Origin of the sequence: Flavobacterium sp. (assembly GCF_044371705.1) — a bacterium.
GTDB lineage: Bacteria > Bacteroidota > Bacteroidia > Flavobacteriales > Flavobacteriaceae > Flavobacterium.
This window is the reverse complement of the sequence record NZ_JBILTE010000045.1, coordinates 1-15,804: the sequence shown is the minus strand read 5'-3', so window position 1 is coordinate 15,804 and position 15,804 is coordinate 1. Positions and strand designations below refer to the sequence as shown.

The following is a 15,804-nucleotide window of genomic DNA, read 5'->3' as shown; positions in this document are numbered from 1 at the left end:
ATCTTGTCGGGGTATGTTATAACCTTTTGCTAATAGATCTTGAAAGCATTTCTTTGACTCTTTTTTTTGATTCAAATAATAGCAGTTAAGTGCAATTAAATAATTAGTTATAAAATATTCAACCCTATTATTAGTATTTATTCTTTTTCGAGCTTCTCTTGCATATTTATTAGATTCAAAATAATTTTTCTGCTGATAATAAATCATGGACAAATTATTATATCCTCCATAAAATTCAGGTTCCTTTCTGATATATTTATTATGACATTCAATTGCTTTTTGAATCTGGCTTATTGATTCATATTGAAGGGCTAAAGTTGGCAAGATATAATATTTATTTATGTCTAATTTTAATGCTTTTTCTAGATATTCAATTGACTTTAATGTATTTAATTTTTGTACATAACATTTTCCAGCATATAAATAGGCATCACTATTCAAACTATCAATAGCAATAACTTTATTTAAATCAATTAATGCATCATCATACTTTCCCTCTTTAAATTTATCGTAACCAACCTTATAAAGACTATCAACTTCCTTATTTTGAGCAAAGGATAGATTGACGCACAAAATCAATAATAGGCAAAATCTAACCTTCATATTAGTTTAATAATAAATTTAAAATTGTATTTTATCTTACTGAATCTATATACCACCGCCACAAACAGTCCTGAAAATCGGTAAACATGTGAAACAACAATCCAATTAAAATGATTTGAAACGTTTTGTTTTTAACAAAGAACAATAGCACAATATATGTTCCAATTGCATAATACGAATGAAGAATGTGAAAACCAATACCGCAGCGGTTAGGATCAAACATAGGCGTTGCAAACAAATGATCTAAATCAACCAACATGGTAAGCAAAAACAACCCCCAAGTTTTTTTCCATTGCTCTCTGAAAAAGCACCAAGCAATTAAACCCGGTGCCAACAAATGAAGCGAATAATGAACCAGCGGTTGTAAAACTTTTAAAACGGTTATTGTTTCCAATAAATAAATGAATGAATGAATGAAAACGTTCTTAACTAGAAAGTAACTGAGAACTTATGTTAATCAGGACCTTACTTTTTCTTTTTCTTGGAGTTTTTCTTTTTTGCCTCTTTTTCTTTCAATTTCTTTTTGGCTTTTTCTTTTGCCTTTTTAGCTTTTGCTTTTTCACGCTCTTTTTCTTTGGCTTCCTTCTTTTTGATTTTGTCGTTGGCCTTTTTTAATTTTTTAAGATTCTTTTTCGTTAGCTTTTTCGTTTCTTCAGTCGGTTTTACAATTTCTATTTTATCAGTACCAAGTGCGATTGCTTTCAAAATAGTTTCTGTAATAATTGCTGCTTTTTCAACTGGTTTTTTAACAGTTGCTTTGGGAGTGGAAGCTTTCGTAACTGCAGGCTTTACGGTTGTAGATTTTATAGGAGTAGACTTACTTGCGGCAACTTTTGTTGGTGTTGTTTTGGCTACAGTTGGTTTCGCCGCCACCGGTTTTGTTGCAATAACTTTTGCAGCGGCAGGTTTAGCTGTTGCTACTCTCGGTACTGCAGGTGTAGCAGCTACTGATTTTCTAACTGTAGTTTTAGCAGTCGATGTTTGAGTGGAAGCGGATTTAGTTGATGCCTTTTTTATTGCAGGTTTAGCAGCCGCTGACTTAGTCGCTGCAAGTTTACGAGGAACCGCTACTTTTTTTGGAGTTGTTTGTTTTGATTCATCGTTCGTTTGTACAAGGTTTGTATTTTCTACAAGCGGTTTTTTATCTTCCGTTAACATTTTTTTAATTAATTTAGGTTATGCTATGCTTAAGTTTTTGTAAATTTAAGTCATTCTGCTAAAAAAACAACAGTAGAGGTCTACTTTCAGTAAAAACTTAACATTGGAAGTCAATTAATTACCAAGACTTATTGCGTATGTAATGTTTAAAAAGTAGGGTTTTTGGATTAGAAAACACAAATCATGAACTAGCAACTTGGCTCTACTTCAATTGGAAGTTTATTTAAAAACCAGCTGAAACTGAACAAATAAAAAAAGGTGGCTTGAAAACAAACCACCTTTATTGGGTATAAAATGTAACTAAAAAATTATTAATTAAAAACGGTCAGCATTCATGATTTTATTCCAAACAGCAACAAAATCAGTAACAAACTTTTCTTTGTTATCGTCCTGAGCATAAAACTCTGCATAACCACGCAATATTGAATTAGATCCAAAAACTAAATCTACTCGGGTAGCAGTCCATTTTGTTACGCCTGTTTTGCGATCAACGATGTTGTACAAATTAGTAGCAATAGGATTCCAAGAACTGTTCATATCGGTAAGATTGACAAAGAAATCATTTGACAATACTCCTACTCTATCCGTAAATACTCCATGTCGGGTTCCTCCATAATTGGTACCTAAAACTCTCATTCCACCAATTAAAACAGTCATTTCAGGTGCAGTTAATCCTAAAAGTTGTGCCTTGTCTAGCAACATTTCCTCCGGATTTACTACATATTCTTTTTTCAACCAATTACGGAAACCATCGTGTAATGGCTCTAAAACTTCAAAAGATTCTACATCAGTCATTTCGGCAGTTGCGTCACCACGACCCGGGTTAAAAGGTACTGTTAGATGCATACCCGCTTGTTGAGCTGCTTTCTCAACTGCTGCAGTTCCACCTAAAACAATTAAATCTGCAATGCTGACTTTCTTAGATAATCCATTTTGTATTTCGGTCAGTTTTGTCAAAACTTTAGTTAATCGTTCCGGTTCGTTTCCTTCCCAATCTTTTTGTGGAGCCAAACGAATTCGGGCACCATTTGCACCTCCTCTAAAGTCGGAACCTCTGAATGTTCTAGCACTATCCCAAGCCGTATTGATTAACTCTGTTTGAGTTAAGCCACTGTTTAGTAATTTATCTTTTAATTCTTGAACCTCCGATTCTGATAAGGTGTACTCAACTGCAGGAATAGGGTCTTGCCAAATTAAATCTTCTTGCGGAGCATCGGCACCTAAGTATCTGCTTTTCGGACCTAAATCGCGGTGGGTCAATTTGAACCATGCTCTGGCAAATACATCATTGAAATAGTCAGGGTCATTTCTAAATCGTTCCGAAATTTTTCTGTATTCCGGATCCACTCTCAATGCCATATCTGCATCGGTCATAATCGGATTTTGACGAACATTAGGATTGTGTGCATCAATTGGTCGGTCTTCTTCTCTTATGTTAATTGGTTCCCACTGCCAAGCACCTGCAGGACTTTTTCTTAATTCCCATTCATGATTGAACAACATTTCAAAATAACCGCTATCCCACTTAGTCGGATTTGTAGTCCAAGCTCCTTCCAAGCCACTGGTTACGGTATCTGCACCATTTCCTGTCCCTTTCGGATTCATCCAACCAAAACCTTGGTCTTTGATATCGCCGCCTTCCGGACTTTCACCCAAAATGGAAGCATCACCATTTCCGTGGGCTTTTCCAACGGTATGTCCGCCTGCAGTTAAAGCAACTGTTTCCTCATCATTCATCGCCATACGCTTGAAAGTAATTCGCATATCATGTGCTGTTTTCAAAGGATCCGGATTTCCGTCAACCCCTTCGGGATTCACATATATAAGCCCCATCATCACCGCTGCTAATGGATTTTCAAGATCTCGCTCGCCGGAATAACGCGTTCCTTCACTACCTGTTTTTGCTAAAAATGCTTTTTCAGAACCCCAATAAATGTCTTTTTCAGGATGCCAAATATCTTCTCGACCGCCTGCAAAACCAAAAGTCTTGAAGCCCATGGACTCATAAGCCATGTTTCCGGCTAAAATAAATAAATCGGCCCATGATAGTTTGTTTCCGTATTTCTTCTTTACAGGCCACAGTAATCTTCTGGCTTTGTCAAGGTTTCCATTATCCGGCCAACTGTTTAAAGGTGCAAACCGCTGGTTTCCTGTGTTGCTTCCACCTCTACCATCAGCTACTCTGTAGGTTCCTGCAGCATGCCAAGCTAAACGAATCATTAATCCGCCATAGTGACCCCAGTCTGCCGGCCACCAGTCTTGGCTGTTAGTCATTAATGATTTCAAGTCAATTTTTAAAGCTTCTAAATCGAGTTTTTTAAATGCTTCAGCATAGTTGAAGTTTTCACCGTTCGGATTTGGCTTTTTGTCATGTTGGTGAAGAATGTCCAAATTGAGTGACTTTGGCCACCACTCCATTACTGAATTGCTTGTTTCAGTATTAGCTCCGTGACCAAACGGACATTTTCCGGGTTGTGAATTGTTCATAATGATTATTTTTAGTTTAATTGTTTGCTTTTAAAAACTGACAATTAAAATTAAGAATATATAACTAATAAAATCTGATATCATTTACTTCTTAATTTTAATCATCTGCTAATTTACCACAATAATTTCGTTCGATTTAAATTTTCGATAGATAAAAACTATGGTTTATTATTGAACTTTTATTCGCTTGAAAAAAGTAATTTGTGATTCTACTCCTCAAACATGATTAAATTTATAAACTTTAAAGTTACCAATTTATCAGCTCTTTTCCCAACCCTTCCAAATATTTATTTTTCTGACTGAAGTGTTTATTTCCAAACCATAATCCTCTGTTTGCACTCAATGGCGAGGGATGTCCGCTTTCCAAAACCAAATGCTTTGTTCTATCAATTTTTGCACCTTTCTTTTGAGCATAACTTCCCCAAAGCAGAAACACCACCTGTTCTTTTCTATCTGAAATCTGTTGTATGACCGAATCTGTAAACGTTTCCCATCCTTTTTTTTGGTGACTTCCCGCCTCGCCTTTTCGAACTGTTAAAGTAGCATTCAGCAGTAAAACACCTTGATTGGCCCAACGTTCCAAGTTGCCCCAAATGGGAATCGGTACTCCCAAATCTTTTTCCAACTCCTTAAATATATTGACCAGGGAGGGAGGAAAAGAAACACCGTCATTCACTGAAAAACACAAACCATTTGCTTGCCCCGGTCCGTGATACGGATCTTGACCGATAATTACCACTTTTAACTTGTCATAGGGACAATGATTGAACGCAGCAAAAATTTCATTCTTTGGTGGATAGCAGGTAAACTGCTCGTATTCATTTGCAACAAATACGCTTAATTGTTCAAAATAGGCCTTGTTGAATTCCTCTTTTACTATAGTTTCCCATGAAGAATGTAAACTCGTATGCATCGAATGGTTATTTAAACAAATATAACTATTGTTCTATCAATTTTTCAAATGATTATAAAAGGTTTTTAACGCAAAATATCACTAAATTTGCTCAAAATTGCCTGAAAACTGAAATGATTTCCATTACTGATAAAACTTTAAAAGATTTAGAATTTGCCACGGTTTTACAAACGGTTTCGGACCGCTGTAATACTGAAATTGGCAAAGAAAAAGCATTAGAAATTACTCCTTTTAAAGATAAAGATTCTCTGATGCAAGCACTTTTGCAAACATCGGAATATCTATCCTCTTTTTCTAATAATAATGCCTTACCCAACCATGGTTTTGATGCCATTACCACAGAAATTAAGTTCATCGGCATCGAAGACAGCTTTTTGGAAGTAGGAAGTTTTCGAAAAATCGCTCAACTCTCCGAAACCGTCAATCAATTGTTGCTTTTTCTGAAAAAGTTTGCAGATTATTATCCCAACTTATTCGAAAAATCCACACAAATTGAATATACCAAATTTATTATTCAGAAAATTGACGAAGTTGTTGATAAATATGGCGTAATTAAAGACAATGCCTCGCCGGATTTAATCAACATTCGCAGAGAAATGAGTGTCGTTCGCGGAAAAGTGAATCAAAGTTTTGGCACAGCTTTAAGTCAGTACAACAGTTTAGGTTATTTGGACGATATAAAAGAAAGTTTTGTAGAAAACCGTCGTGTTTTAGCCGTTTTGGCGATGTATCGAAAGAAAGTAAAAGGCTCCATTTTAGGAAGCTCCAAAACAGGAAGTATTGCCTATATTGAACCGGAAGCTACACTACGATATTCAAGAGAATTGAGCAATCTGGAATATGAAGAACGCGAAGAAATCACACGCATTTTAAAGAAGCTTACCAATGATATTCGGCCCTTCAAAGAGTTGCTAAGTAACTATCAGGAATTCTTAAGCGACATTGATGTTATAGCTGCCAAAGCAAAATATGCTTTGAAAATCAATGCGATATTGCCTACAATTATTGAAGAAAAACGATTGTACTTTAGAGATGCCTACCATCCGATTCTCTATTTAAACAATAAAAATAAAAACGAAAAAACCTTTCCGCAGACAATTGAATTAAACCAACAAAATAGAATAATCGTTATTTCAGGTCCAAATGCCGGTGGAAAAACAATCTCTTTAAAAACGATAGGATTACTTCAATTAATGTTGCAAAGCGGTATGCTGATTCCGGTTCACGAACGTAGTGAAACATTTTTATTTGATCGGATTTTAACAGATATTGGAGACAATCAATCGATTGAAAATCATTTGAGTACGTATAGTTACCGACTCAAAAACATGAACTACTTTTTGAAAAAGTGTAATGCCAAAACGATGTTCTTAATTGATGAATTTGGTACCGGTTCAGACCCCGAGTTAGGTGGTGCATTGGCAGAAACTTTTTTAGAAGAATTTTACCATCGTGAAGCTTTTGGAATCATTACCACACACTATTCTAATTTGAAAATATTGGCTAATGAATTGCCTTTTGCTTCCAATGCAAATATGCTTTTTGATGAAAAGTCATTGGAGCCCATGTACAAATTGGTTTTGGGTCAAGCAGGAAGTTCGTTTACTTTTGAAGTCGCTCAGAAAAACGGTATTCCTTTTGGATTAATCAATCGAGCTAAAAAGAAAATTGAAGGCGGGAAAGTCCGTTTTGATAAAACCATTGCCACCCTTCAAAAAGAACGTTCAAAATTAGAAAAAACTTCTTTAAACTTGAAAGAAGAAGAAACTAAAGCACGGGAGGAAAGCAAAAAAATGGTAACCATCAATGCAAAAATTCAAGACAAGCTTGAACGCTACCAGGAATTGTATGATGCGAACCAACGCTTGATTTATATGGGTACCAAAATTGATGATTTAGCTGAAAAGTACTTCAACAACAAAGATAAAAAGGTGTTGATTGGTGAGTTTTTAAAGCTAGTGGAAATCGAAAATTCCAAACGCAAGAAAGCAACCGTCAAAGAAAAGATAGAAAAAGAAATCATCAAAAAGCAAATTGTTGAAGAAGTTACCGTTAAGGTGGAAGAAATTCGTCAAGTAAAAAAAGAAAAGAAAGTCAAAGCTCTAAAAGCTGAAGCGGACAAACCAAAAGTAGCTTTAAAAATCGGCGACCGCGTTCGCATGATTGATGGGAAAGCTGTAGGAACGTTGGATGTGATTGAAAAAAACAAAGCCACTGTTAATTATGGTGTATTCACTTCCAAAGTGAGTATTGAAGCTTTGGAATTGGTGGAAGCTAAGAAGTAGTTTATGGAAGATGGAAGATGGAAGATGGAAGATGGAAGATGGAAGATGGAAGATGGAAGATGGAAGATGGAAGATGGAAGATGGAAGATGGAAGATGGAAGTTGGGAGATGGAAGATGGGAGATGGGAGATGGGAGATGGGAGTTGGGAGTTGGGAGATGGAAGATGGAAGATGGGAGTTGGGAGATGGAAGATGGGAGTTGGAAGATTGAAGAAGGAAAAATGATAAAAAACAAGTAAAATGGAAAATTTACCAACAGATAAAAAAATCATTCTTTTTGACGGTGTTTGTAACCTCTGTGACAACTCCGTGCAATTTATTATTAAACATGATTCAAAGGATGTTTTTCGCTTTGCTTCGTTGCAATCAGAAATCGGAGAACAAATTCTAAAACACATCGGAGTGGATGTTTCAAAGGTGGATAGTATCGTTCTTTACGTGCCGGGTGAAGCCTACTATTTCAAAGCAGAAGCGGCAATGCATATTGCCAAAGAACTAAACAGTTGGATCAAAATAATCTCCTACCTGTCATTTACCGGGTCGGTTGGCAACTTCGTTTACGATTATATTGCCAGAAACCGCTACAAATGGTATGGCAAAAAAGACGCATGCATGATTCCAACACCTGAATTAAAAAGTAAATTTTTATAGGAAATCTTTTTCTTTGGTTACTCAAAAATCTTTCGTAGTATTGTTATAAATTCACTATTCTATGAAAGCACTCTTTCTTTTTCTACTAAGTTATTGCACAATTTGGGCAACGGATGACCTTAAAACCAAAGCCACTAATAGAGAAGTGACTGTTTATTTAAACGGAGCACAAGTGACTGCCGAAGCAATTCTTTCCGTTCCAAAAGGTACCTCAACCGTTCGAATAACAGATGTTTCGCCATTTATCAATCAAAACAGTATTCAAATAAGCGGATTAAAAGAAGTGTCGATTCTTTCCATTGGTTATGAAACATCCTTTCTACCCAAGAAAACGGTATCTGACAAAATCACCGATTTAGAAAACAAAATTGCTGCAAAAAACCGTGAAATAGCTTTGTTGACGAATACTATTAAGGGATTGCAGGAAGAAGAATCGTTACTTTCTACCAACAAACTTTTAAGCAGTGACCAGCAAGCCGTTGCGTTAGAAAAAGTAACTGCATTTTCTAAATACTATCGTGAACGTGTTCCGGTGATAAAAATGGAAATCTACGATTCAGAAATAAAAATCAATATCTTACGAACTGAATTGGACCTTTTACACGAAGAATTAAAAAAGAACTTTGACGGCAGTAAAGTTGAAAAAGGCGAAATTGTATTAAAATTAGATGCCGCCGTTGCCTCCAATTTAAATTTAACCATCAAATACAATGTTTCCAACGCCGGTTGGTTTCCCACCTATGAAATCAAAGCTCAAAACACAAAAGAGTCGTTAAACTTTATTTACAAAGCTCATGTGTACCAGCAGACTGGCGACAATTGGAATGATGTAAAACTGACACTTTCTACAGGAGATCCGACTTTTGCAAACGACCGTCAGGAATTGGAACCCCATTATTTGAATTTTAACATGCCGATTGTTTCCAATAGTGTAAACAAACGTTACAATTACAGTTATAATCCATCTGTTAAAACTGTTAGTGGCGTTGTCACAGAAAATGGTTCGCCTTTGCCAGGAGTAACCGTAGTAATTAAAGGAACAACTATTGGAACACAAACCGATTTTGATGGTCGCTATACGTTGCAAAATATCGGTTCAGGTAAAGCACTTGAATTTTCTTATATTGGTTTGAAAGCAGAAACCCTTCCAATTTATAGTACTACAATGAATTTAAATATGGAGGAAAGTGCTGATATGTTGCAAGAAGTAGTTGTTGTGTCGGGATATAGTTCGCGATCTTCTAAAAGAGAGAAAGAGGTTGTACTTACTGTTGAAGACGGAATTACACAAACAGCAACCGGAGACGAAAAAGCTCAGAATCTAAACACCGTTGTTTTTAAAATAGCAAAAAATTATAGTATTCCTTCCTTAAATGATGTTTCAATTATTGAAATTGACCGTTTTGAAATACCGGCCACATTTGAATATTATGCCGCTCCGATATTGAATGAAAATGTTTATTTGACAGCAAAGATTAAAAACTGGGAGCAATATGATTTATTGGCGGGAGAAGCCAATATTTATGCCGAAGGAAGTTATGCCGGAAAAACATTTATTGACCCGTTTCAAACCAAAGAAGAATTAGTGATTTCATTGGGTGCCGATCCGAATATTATCGTAGAACGCAAACAAACCAATAACTTAAAATACAAATCGTTGTTGGGAGCTACTCGCATCATTACTAAAAATTATGAAATAACTATTCGCAATAACAAGCCTATGGCTGTTGATTTGCAAGTTTTTGACCGTATTCCGATTTCTCAAAACAAAGAAATTAAAGTAGAAGATGTGAAATACAGCGAAGGTATTTTTGACAAAGAGAAGAGTATTATTTCATGGAAACTAAAAGTTGAACCTAAACAAGTGGTCAAAAAACAAGTAAGTTACGTGGTAAAATATCCTAAAGAAAAAAGGATTAATCTGTAAGCAAACCACCTGATATTTATCATATTTCATTTGTAACAGAATAACTAGTTTTGACTACAAATCTAATCCAAATGAACAATTTATTTATTTCGCTTTATTCTTGGGAAAACGGTGCGATTATCATGGTAGGTGTTTTTGCACTTGTTATCATCGCATTAGTTGGAATCGTTTTCTTTATGATGAATAACGATAAGAAAAAGAAAAACGACTAGCTGTAGTCGTTTTTCTTTTTAATTTTATATTTCTTCCTTCGGTTCGTGTAGCTTTCCGACCGATTTTGCTACAATGGTTGCAACACATGCATCACTTGTAACATTCACCACCGTTCGGCACATATCTAGAGGTAGTTCAATTGCAACTATCAAAGTCAATCCGGCTTCAGTAATTCCAGCTTGTTCACATACAATTACCAACATAACCATTCCGGCACTTGGAAAGACAGTTGAAACTATTCAAGTTAGCGTAGCCATAAAAACAATCAATTCCTTTCTGTCTGTTACGGTTTCGTCTAGGAACTTTGTTTACGATTAAATTGCCAAAAAACGGCAACAAGGCTGTGGTAAAAAAGAAGAATTTATTATTTCAACAACTGAGATTAAAATAAATTTTTATTATTAATCTTTTTCCCATTTTCCTACAACTGATGTAGCAATTGCATTGCCAAGTACATTGGTCGCACTTCGAAACATATCACAAAAGTGATCGATTGGAAGAATTAAAGCAATGCCTTCAACCGGAATATTAAACATGCCACAAGTTGCAGCAACGACAACTAAACTCGCTCTAGGAACGCCCGCAATTCCTTTACTAGTTAGCATTAATACTAATAGCATCGTTATTTGAGTGGGAGTATCAAGCTCAACTCCATACACTTGTGCAATAAAAATACTCGCAAAAGTCATGTACATCATACTTCCATCTAAATTGAAAGAATATCCCAACGGAAGCATGAACGAAACGATTTTATCTTTAACACCAAAACGCTCTAATTCTTCAGTTAGTTTCGGAAAAACGGCTTCACTACTTGTAGTTCCAAAGGCAATTACTAACGGGCTCACAATTCGCTTGAGCAAGGTTGTCATTCTTCCTTTTAAGAATAGATAACCGACGAGCAATAAAAACACCCACAGTGATGTTATTCCTACCATAAAGGAACTAAAGAATTTTGCATAAGTGACTAATAAATCACTGACATCTTTTATAGCAAAAACTCCAGCGATGGCACCAAATACTCCAATTGGTGCAAAATTCATTACATAATTCACCATTTTTAAAATAATGTGCGACGTTTTGTCTAAAGCATTTACAACGGGTTTTGAATTTTCACCGATAGATGCTGCTGCTAAACCAAAAAAGATAGAAAAAATTACAATTTGTAAAATCTCGTTAGTTGCCATTGCCTCGACAATACTTTTCGGAATAATGTGCTCTATAAAATTTTGAAAAGAGAAGGCATTTGTTTTATCCGTTACTTCAGAAGCTGCTGATATATCTACATTTCCTAACTCTAATCCAACTCCAGGTTTTAAAGTATTGACCCAAAACAATCCGATTAATAAAGAAATAAATGACGCTGAAAAGAACCATGCAAGAGCTTTCCCTCCTATTCTTCCTACCGATTTGACGTCGCCTAATTTTGCTATTCCCACTACCAAAGTAGTGAAAACCAAAGGTGAAATAATCATTTGCACCAATCGAATGAATATGGTTGCCAACATTTTTATCTTATCACTAAAACTTTTGGCATCCTCTTCTACAAAATTATTGTGGATATAGATGCCCAATAAAGCTCCAATAACCATAGCAATAAGTATTTGTACTGTAAGGTTGTTAAAAAATGATTTTTTTTGGTTTTGAAGGTTTTCAGTAGTGTTCATTTGTAAGTTAATTTAATTTTAGCTCATTCAGAAGTTGAGAAATTTGTAAAGGAAAAGGCTATTTTTTTTATTAAAGACTGCGATAAATGGAAATCTGTATTAATTATAAAAAAAAGAACATTACACACAAACGTGCAATGCATTGCTCGAATTACTCCTAAATAGTACGATTATACGTTCTATTTATCAGATAAAAGTCAGCTATGACCAATGCTGCCATTGCTTCTACAATTGGAACAGCTCTGGGAACCACACAAGGATCGTGACGACCTTTGCCTTGTAATTCTATAAGATTTCCTTGATTATCCAAAGACTCTTGTTTTTGCATGATGGTTGCCACAGGTTTAAAAGCTACTCGGAAATAAATGTCCATTCCGTTTGAAATGCCACCTTGAATTCCTCCTGACAAATTGCTTTGGGTTGTTCCATCAGCATTATATAAATCATTGTGATCGCTACCTTTCATTAGTGCTCCACAAAATCCGCTGCCGTATTCAAAACCTTTAACAGCGTTGATGGAAAGCATTGCCTTGCCCAATTCCGCATGTAGTTTATCAAAAACAGGTTCGCCTAAACCCATGGGTACATTCTGAATTACGCACGTAACAGTTCCACCAACGGTATCACCTTGCTTTCTGATTTCTTTGATGTGCTCTTCCATTTTCAAAGCTGTGGCTTCATCCGGACAACGGACTGGATTGGATTCTGTTTTAGTAAAATCTAATTCTTGATAGGGCTTGTCAACAAAAATTTCACCAACCGAAGAAACAAACGCGTTAATTTTAATAGTTGAAAGGATTTGCTTCGCGATAGCTCCTGCCACTACTCTGCAAGCTGTTTCACGAGCCGAGCTTCTTCCGCCACCGCGATAATCGCGAATACCATATTTTTTTTCGTAAACATAATCGGCATGACTAGGTCGGTACGTATCTTTTATTTGTGAGTAGTCAGCTGACTTCTGATTAGTATTTGGAATAATAAAACCAATAGGAGTTCCAGTGGTTATACCTTCAAAGATACCTGATAAAAATTGCACCTCATCCGCTTCTTTTCGTTGGGTAACTATGGCTGACTGACCCGGTTTTCTGCGGTCCATTTCCAATTGAATAGCTTCAAAATCCAATGTAATTCCGGGTGGACACCCATCGATAATTCCGCCTAAAGCTTCGCCATGCGATTCGCCAAAAGTGGTTAATTTAAAAATTGTTCCAAAGCTGTTTCCGGCCATCGTAGTAGTTCTTTGAAACAAAAATAGAATTTTTAGCTGGAAAACGCTTTAGTTTCGTAGGATTCTTTCCGAATTAATTCACACTAATATAATATACGCCTAGTAATACTTAACCTTTATGTAAAATGGATTGTTGATAAAGTTTGTTTTTTTGTCAAACGCTAGTTGACTATGTTGAAAAAAAGAAAAGTTGAAGTAGTTGTCTTATCCGATATCCACTTGGGAACTTTTGGATGTCATGCAAAAGAACTGACGCAATACCTCTCGACCATTAAACCAAAAATACTTGTTTTAAATGGAGACATTATTGATATTTGGCAGTTCCGCAAATCTTACTTTCCAAAATCGCACCTCAATGTGATTAAAAAAATCATTGATATGGCTGCCAAAGGAACGCAGGTATACTATGTTACCGGCAATCATGATGAAATGTTGCGAAAATTTAGTGATACTACTATTGGAAATATTCAATTAGTGGATAAAGTTGTTTTGGAATTAGACGACAAAAAAGCATGGATTTTTCACGGAGATGTTTTTGATGCATCTGTGCAACATTCAAAATGGATAGCCAAATTGGGTGGATGGGGCTATGATTTGTTGATTTTATCCAATCGATTGGTAAATTGGGGTCTGCAAAAAATGGGAAAGGAACCCTACTCTTTTTCCAAAAGAATCAAAGCAAACGTGAAAGAAGCCGTTAAGTTCATATCCGATTTTGAACATACCGCATCAGAATTAGCCATAGAAAATGGCTATGATTATGTAATTTGCGGACACATTCACGAACCAAAAATGATTCGTAAAGTCAACAAAAAAGGAACTACTTTTTATTTAAATTCAGGTGATTGGGTTGAAAATTTAACAGCATTGGAATACAATAAAAAACGATGGAAATTGTATCGTTACGATAAAGACACCCAAATGATACAAGAAGACTTTTTTGAATTTGAAACCAAACTCAGTGAACAATTAGTAGCCGCATTAATCTTTTCTAAAAAATAATTTCGTTTATTTGTAGTTAGAAATTATAACTGCAAATTTAATCAAAATGAAAAAACAATTTTTAGCACTATTTACTTTTACAGTAATTTTATACGCTTGTTCAAGCGATGATTCGGGAGAATCAGGCGGTCAAACCAATCACTTTCCTTTAACATCAAATAATACTTGGGAATATGATGTAGTGGGTCAACTGCCGGGGACTGACAATTTAAATGTTGGTAACGATGTGGTTATTGGAGGTCAAACATACAAGCAAATGCTAACAACTGCAGAGCCTTTTGGTTTTTATTCTTCTTTACTACGTAATAATGGACTGCGAAATGACGGCTCAAGCACCTTATTCACCGGTAATTTGGATGTTAATTTAGGTTTTGATTTGCCCATTGATTTATCAGTAACTGATTTTACAATTCTTAAAACAAATGCAAGTACTAACGAAGTTTTAGGAACATTCACCGGAACCTTTTCTGAAAATATAGAAGGAACACCGATTACTGTATCCTATACTCTAAAAGCTACTGCTTTAGAATCATTAGCTACTTATACTACTCCGAATCCTCAAAATGAAACGTACTCGGATGTGAAAAAAGTTAAAATGAGCTTGATGATGAGTATTTCAACTACACAAACGATTCCAGGAACTACTATATCATTACAAATTCCGATTTTAACCAATCAAGAAGTAGTAGCAGCTACGCAGTATTATGCGAAAAATATTGGCATGGTTTACAATAATACCGTAATTAGTTATAATTTGGCAGTAGACCCTTCGGAATTAGGATTACCAATCCCACAATCAGCTACACAAACTTCAGAGGAGTTCTTAAGCTCTTACACAGTCAATTAACATAGTTTAACGTTGTTAAAAAGCGGAAAGGTCTGTTTAAGTCTACTTTTACTCGTATATAAATTTAACAATTGATTATAATGAAAAAAGTAGCAATCATCAGTATGATGGTTTTGGGATTTAGTTTAAGTTCCAATGCACAGGAAATTTCTAAAAATGCTTTAGGTGTCCGTTTAGGAAGTAATGATGGTTTTGGTTTTGAAGTCTCGTATCAACGTGGACTCTCAAGCAATAATCGATTAGAATTAGATCTTGGATTAAGAAATACAGACAAGAATGATGCGTTCAAAATAATTGGTTTGTACCAATGGGTATGGCAAATTGAAAATCGTTTCAACTGGTATGTTGGTGCAGGTGCAGGTGGTGGAATTTGGGACAACAATGACAACGATCACCAAGATTATGAAGACTGATCTTTCTTTGTAGTTGCCGGAGATATTGGTATTGAATATAATTTTGACATCCCGCTTTTAATTTCACTAGATTTTAGACCTGAACTTTACTATGGAAATAATTACAGAAATGATAATTACGGTTCAGATATCGGACTAAGTTTACGTTACCAGTTCTAAGCAGAACCACTATATTTTACAAAAATGTCCCTTAATCGGGACGTTTTTTTTAGTTAAAAATGATTGGTTTTTTGGAATTTATTTTAATAACCATCATCGGATAAGTCATTACAGTTGTAGCCATTCCTGTCGGAGCCTCTTCAGCTATAGTAACTACAATGGATTCAACGGTTTCTTCAATATTTTTTACCTTAATCGCATAGCCGCCAGTTGTCTTTTCGCCTAAATTAATTATGATAAAATTGGCATGAACT

At 35.5% G+C, this 15,804-nt stretch carries 15 protein-coding genes and 2 pseudogenes; 8 read left to right on the top strand and 9 right to left on the bottom strand.

Translation table 11 applies throughout. From position 1 onward, the window contains the following. The 5 genes from ACIQ2S_RS04955 to ung form a co-directional block, all read right to left on the bottom strand. Positions 1 to 603: tetratricopeptide repeat protein (locus ACIQ2S_RS04955; protein WP_396173432.1), on the bottom strand; the 603-nt coding region annotated here is incomplete at its 3' end. Between the two features lie 31 nt (positions 604 to 634). After that, on the bottom strand, positions 635 to 997 hold the full coding sequence (locus ACIQ2S_RS04950) for a DUF6122 family protein (protein ID WP_396173430.1): 363 nt from the start codon (positions 995 to 997) through the stop codon (positions 635 to 637). Positions 998 to 1,068: 71 nt separating this feature from the next. Continuing rightward, positions 1,069 to 1,761 carry a hypothetical protein gene (locus tag ACIQ2S_RS04945; protein WP_396173428.1) on the bottom strand — a complete coding sequence of 231 codons (693 nt, stop codon included), beginning with the start codon at positions 1,759 to 1,761 and terminating at the stop codon, positions 1,069 to 1,071. Between the two features lie 315 nt (positions 1,762 to 2,076). After that, on the bottom strand, positions 2,077 to 4,248 hold the full coding sequence (katG, locus tag ACIQ2S_RS04940) for a catalase/peroxidase HPI (RefSeq protein ID WP_396173426.1): 2,172 nt from the start codon (positions 4,246 to 4,248) through the stop codon (positions 2,077 to 2,079). Between the two features lie 247 nt (positions 4,249 to 4,495). After that, positions 4,496 to 5,161 carry a uracil-DNA glycosylase gene (ung, locus tag ACIQ2S_RS04935; RefSeq protein WP_396173424.1) on the bottom strand — a complete coding sequence of 222 codons (666 nt, stop codon included), beginning with the start codon at positions 5,159 to 5,161 and terminating at the stop codon, positions 4,496 to 4,498. A gap of 113 nt (positions 5,162 to 5,274) precedes the next feature. Between ung and ACIQ2S_RS04930 the strand changes: the two genes are divergently transcribed. From ACIQ2S_RS04930 to ACIQ2S_RS04910, 5 genes are all read left to right on the top strand, one after another. Next, positions 5,275 to 7,446 (top strand): DNA mismatch repair protein MutS, encoded by a 2,172-nt coding sequence (locus ACIQ2S_RS04930; protein ID WP_396173422.1) that lies wholly within the window; start codon positions 5,275 to 5,277, stop codon positions 7,444 to 7,446. A 17-nt stretch (positions 7,447 to 7,463) separates the two neighbouring features. Beyond that, complete coding sequence (locus ACIQ2S_RS04925; protein WP_396173420.1) at positions 7,464 to 7,685, top strand: hypothetical protein; 222 nt, start codon at positions 7,464 to 7,466, stop codon at positions 7,683 to 7,685. 1 nt (position 7,686) lies between these two features. Further along, positions 7,687 to 8,097 carry a thiol-disulfide oxidoreductase DCC family protein gene (locus tag ACIQ2S_RS04920; protein WP_396173418.1) on the top strand — a complete coding sequence of 137 codons (411 nt, stop codon included), beginning with the start codon at positions 7,687 to 7,689 and terminating at the stop codon, positions 8,095 to 8,097. A 61-nt stretch (positions 8,098 to 8,158) separates the two neighbouring features. Then, positions 8,159 to 10,024 carry a mucoidy inhibitor MuiA family protein gene (locus tag ACIQ2S_RS04915; RefSeq protein WP_396173416.1) on the top strand — a complete coding sequence of 622 codons (1,866 nt, stop codon included), beginning with the start codon at positions 8,159 to 8,161 and terminating at the stop codon, positions 10,022 to 10,024. A 71-nt stretch (positions 10,025 to 10,095) separates the two neighbouring features. Continuing rightward, the gene (locus ACIQ2S_RS04910) at positions 10,096 to 10,236 is read left to right on the top strand and encodes a hypothetical protein (protein ID WP_396173414.1); all 141 of its coding nucleotides are present in this window, start codon (positions 10,096 to 10,098) and stop codon (positions 10,234 to 10,236) included. Positions 10,237 to 10,260: 24 nt separating this feature from the next. On the opposite strand, the pseudogene ACIQ2S_RS04905 reads toward ACIQ2S_RS04910, so the two are convergent. The 3 genes and pseudogenes from ACIQ2S_RS04905 to aroC form a co-directional block, all read right to left on the bottom strand. Beyond that, positions 10,261 to 10,476, bottom strand: a pseudogene (locus tag ACIQ2S_RS04905) (cation:dicarboxylate symporter family transporter); the annotation flags it as partial. 162 nt (positions 10,477 to 10,638) lie between these two features. Then, complete coding sequence (locus tag ACIQ2S_RS04900) at positions 10,639 to 11,901, bottom strand: dicarboxylate/amino acid:cation symporter (RefSeq protein WP_396173412.1); 1,263 nt, start codon at positions 11,899 to 11,901, stop codon at positions 10,639 to 10,641. Positions 11,902 to 12,058: 157 nt separating this feature from the next. Further along, entirely contained in the window at positions 12,059 to 13,129 is a 1,071-nt protein-coding gene (gene aroC, locus ACIQ2S_RS04895; RefSeq protein ID WP_396173436.1) for a chorismate synthase, read from the bottom strand. Positions 13,130 to 13,303: 174 nt separating this feature from the next. On the opposite strand from aroC, the gene ACIQ2S_RS04890 reads away from it, so the two are divergent. The 3 genes and pseudogenes from ACIQ2S_RS04890 to ACIQ2S_RS04880 all read left to right on the top strand — a co-directional run bounded on the left by ACIQ2S_RS04890 (position 13,304) and on the right by ACIQ2S_RS04880 (position 15,550). After that, positions 13,304 to 14,131 (top strand): UDP-2,3-diacylglucosamine diphosphatase, encoded by an 828-nt coding sequence (locus ACIQ2S_RS04890; protein ID WP_396173434.1) that lies wholly within the window; start codon positions 13,304 to 13,306, stop codon positions 14,129 to 14,131. A 46-nt stretch (positions 14,132 to 14,177) separates the two neighbouring features. Then, positions 14,178 to 14,978, top strand: coding sequence for a hypothetical protein (locus ACIQ2S_RS04885; protein ID WP_396173409.1), 801 nt, complete (start codon positions 14,178 to 14,180; stop codon positions 14,976 to 14,978). An 80-nt stretch (positions 14,979 to 15,058) separates the two neighbouring features. Beyond that, positions 15,059 to 15,550, top strand: a pseudogene (locus tag ACIQ2S_RS04880) (hypothetical protein). Positions 15,551 to 15,599: 49 nt separating this feature from the next. Here ACIQ2S_RS04880 and ACIQ2S_RS04875 read toward each other — a convergent pair. Beyond that, positions 15,600 to 15,804: protease complex subunit PrcB family protein (locus ACIQ2S_RS04875; RefSeq protein ID WP_396173407.1), on the bottom strand; the 205-nt coding region annotated here is incomplete at its 5' end.

Coding starts and splice junctions, on each gene's coding strand:
- ACIQ2S_RS04945 (WP_396173428.1), bottom strand. CDS start 1,761: ATGTTAACGGAAGATAAAAAACCGCTTGTAGAAAATACAAACCTTGTA.
- katG (WP_396173426.1), bottom strand. CDS start 4,248: ATGAACAATTCACAACCCGGAAAATGTCCGTTTGGTCACGGAGCTAAT.
- ung (WP_396173424.1), bottom strand. CDS start 5,161: ATGCATACGAGTTTACATTCTTCATGGGAAACTATAGTAAAAGAGGAA.
- ACIQ2S_RS04930 (WP_396173422.1), top strand. CDS start 5,275: ATGATTTCCATTACTGATAAAACTTTAAAAGATTTAGAATTTGCCACG.
- ACIQ2S_RS04925 (WP_396173420.1), top strand. CDS start 7,464: ATGGAAGATGGAAGATGGAAGATGGAAGATGGAAGATGGAAGATGGAA.
- ACIQ2S_RS04920 (WP_396173418.1), top strand. CDS start 7,687: ATGGAAAATTTACCAACAGATAAAAAAATCATTCTTTTTGACGGTGTT.
- ACIQ2S_RS04915 (WP_396173416.1), top strand. CDS start 8,159: ATGAAAGCACTCTTTCTTTTTCTACTAAGTTATTGCACAATTTGGGCA.
- ACIQ2S_RS04910 (WP_396173414.1), top strand. CDS start 10,096: ATGAACAATTTATTTATTTCGCTTTATTCTTGGGAAAACGGTGCGATT.
- ACIQ2S_RS04900 (WP_396173412.1), bottom strand. CDS start 11,901: ATGAACACTACTGAAAACCTTCAAAACCAAAAAAAATCATTTTTTAAC.
- aroC (WP_396173436.1), bottom strand. CDS start 13,129: ATGGCCGGAAACAGCTTTGGAACAATTTTTAAATTAACCACTTTTGGC.
- ACIQ2S_RS04885 (WP_396173409.1), top strand. CDS start 14,178: ATGAAAAAACAATTTTTAGCACTATTTACTTTTACAGTAATTTTATAC.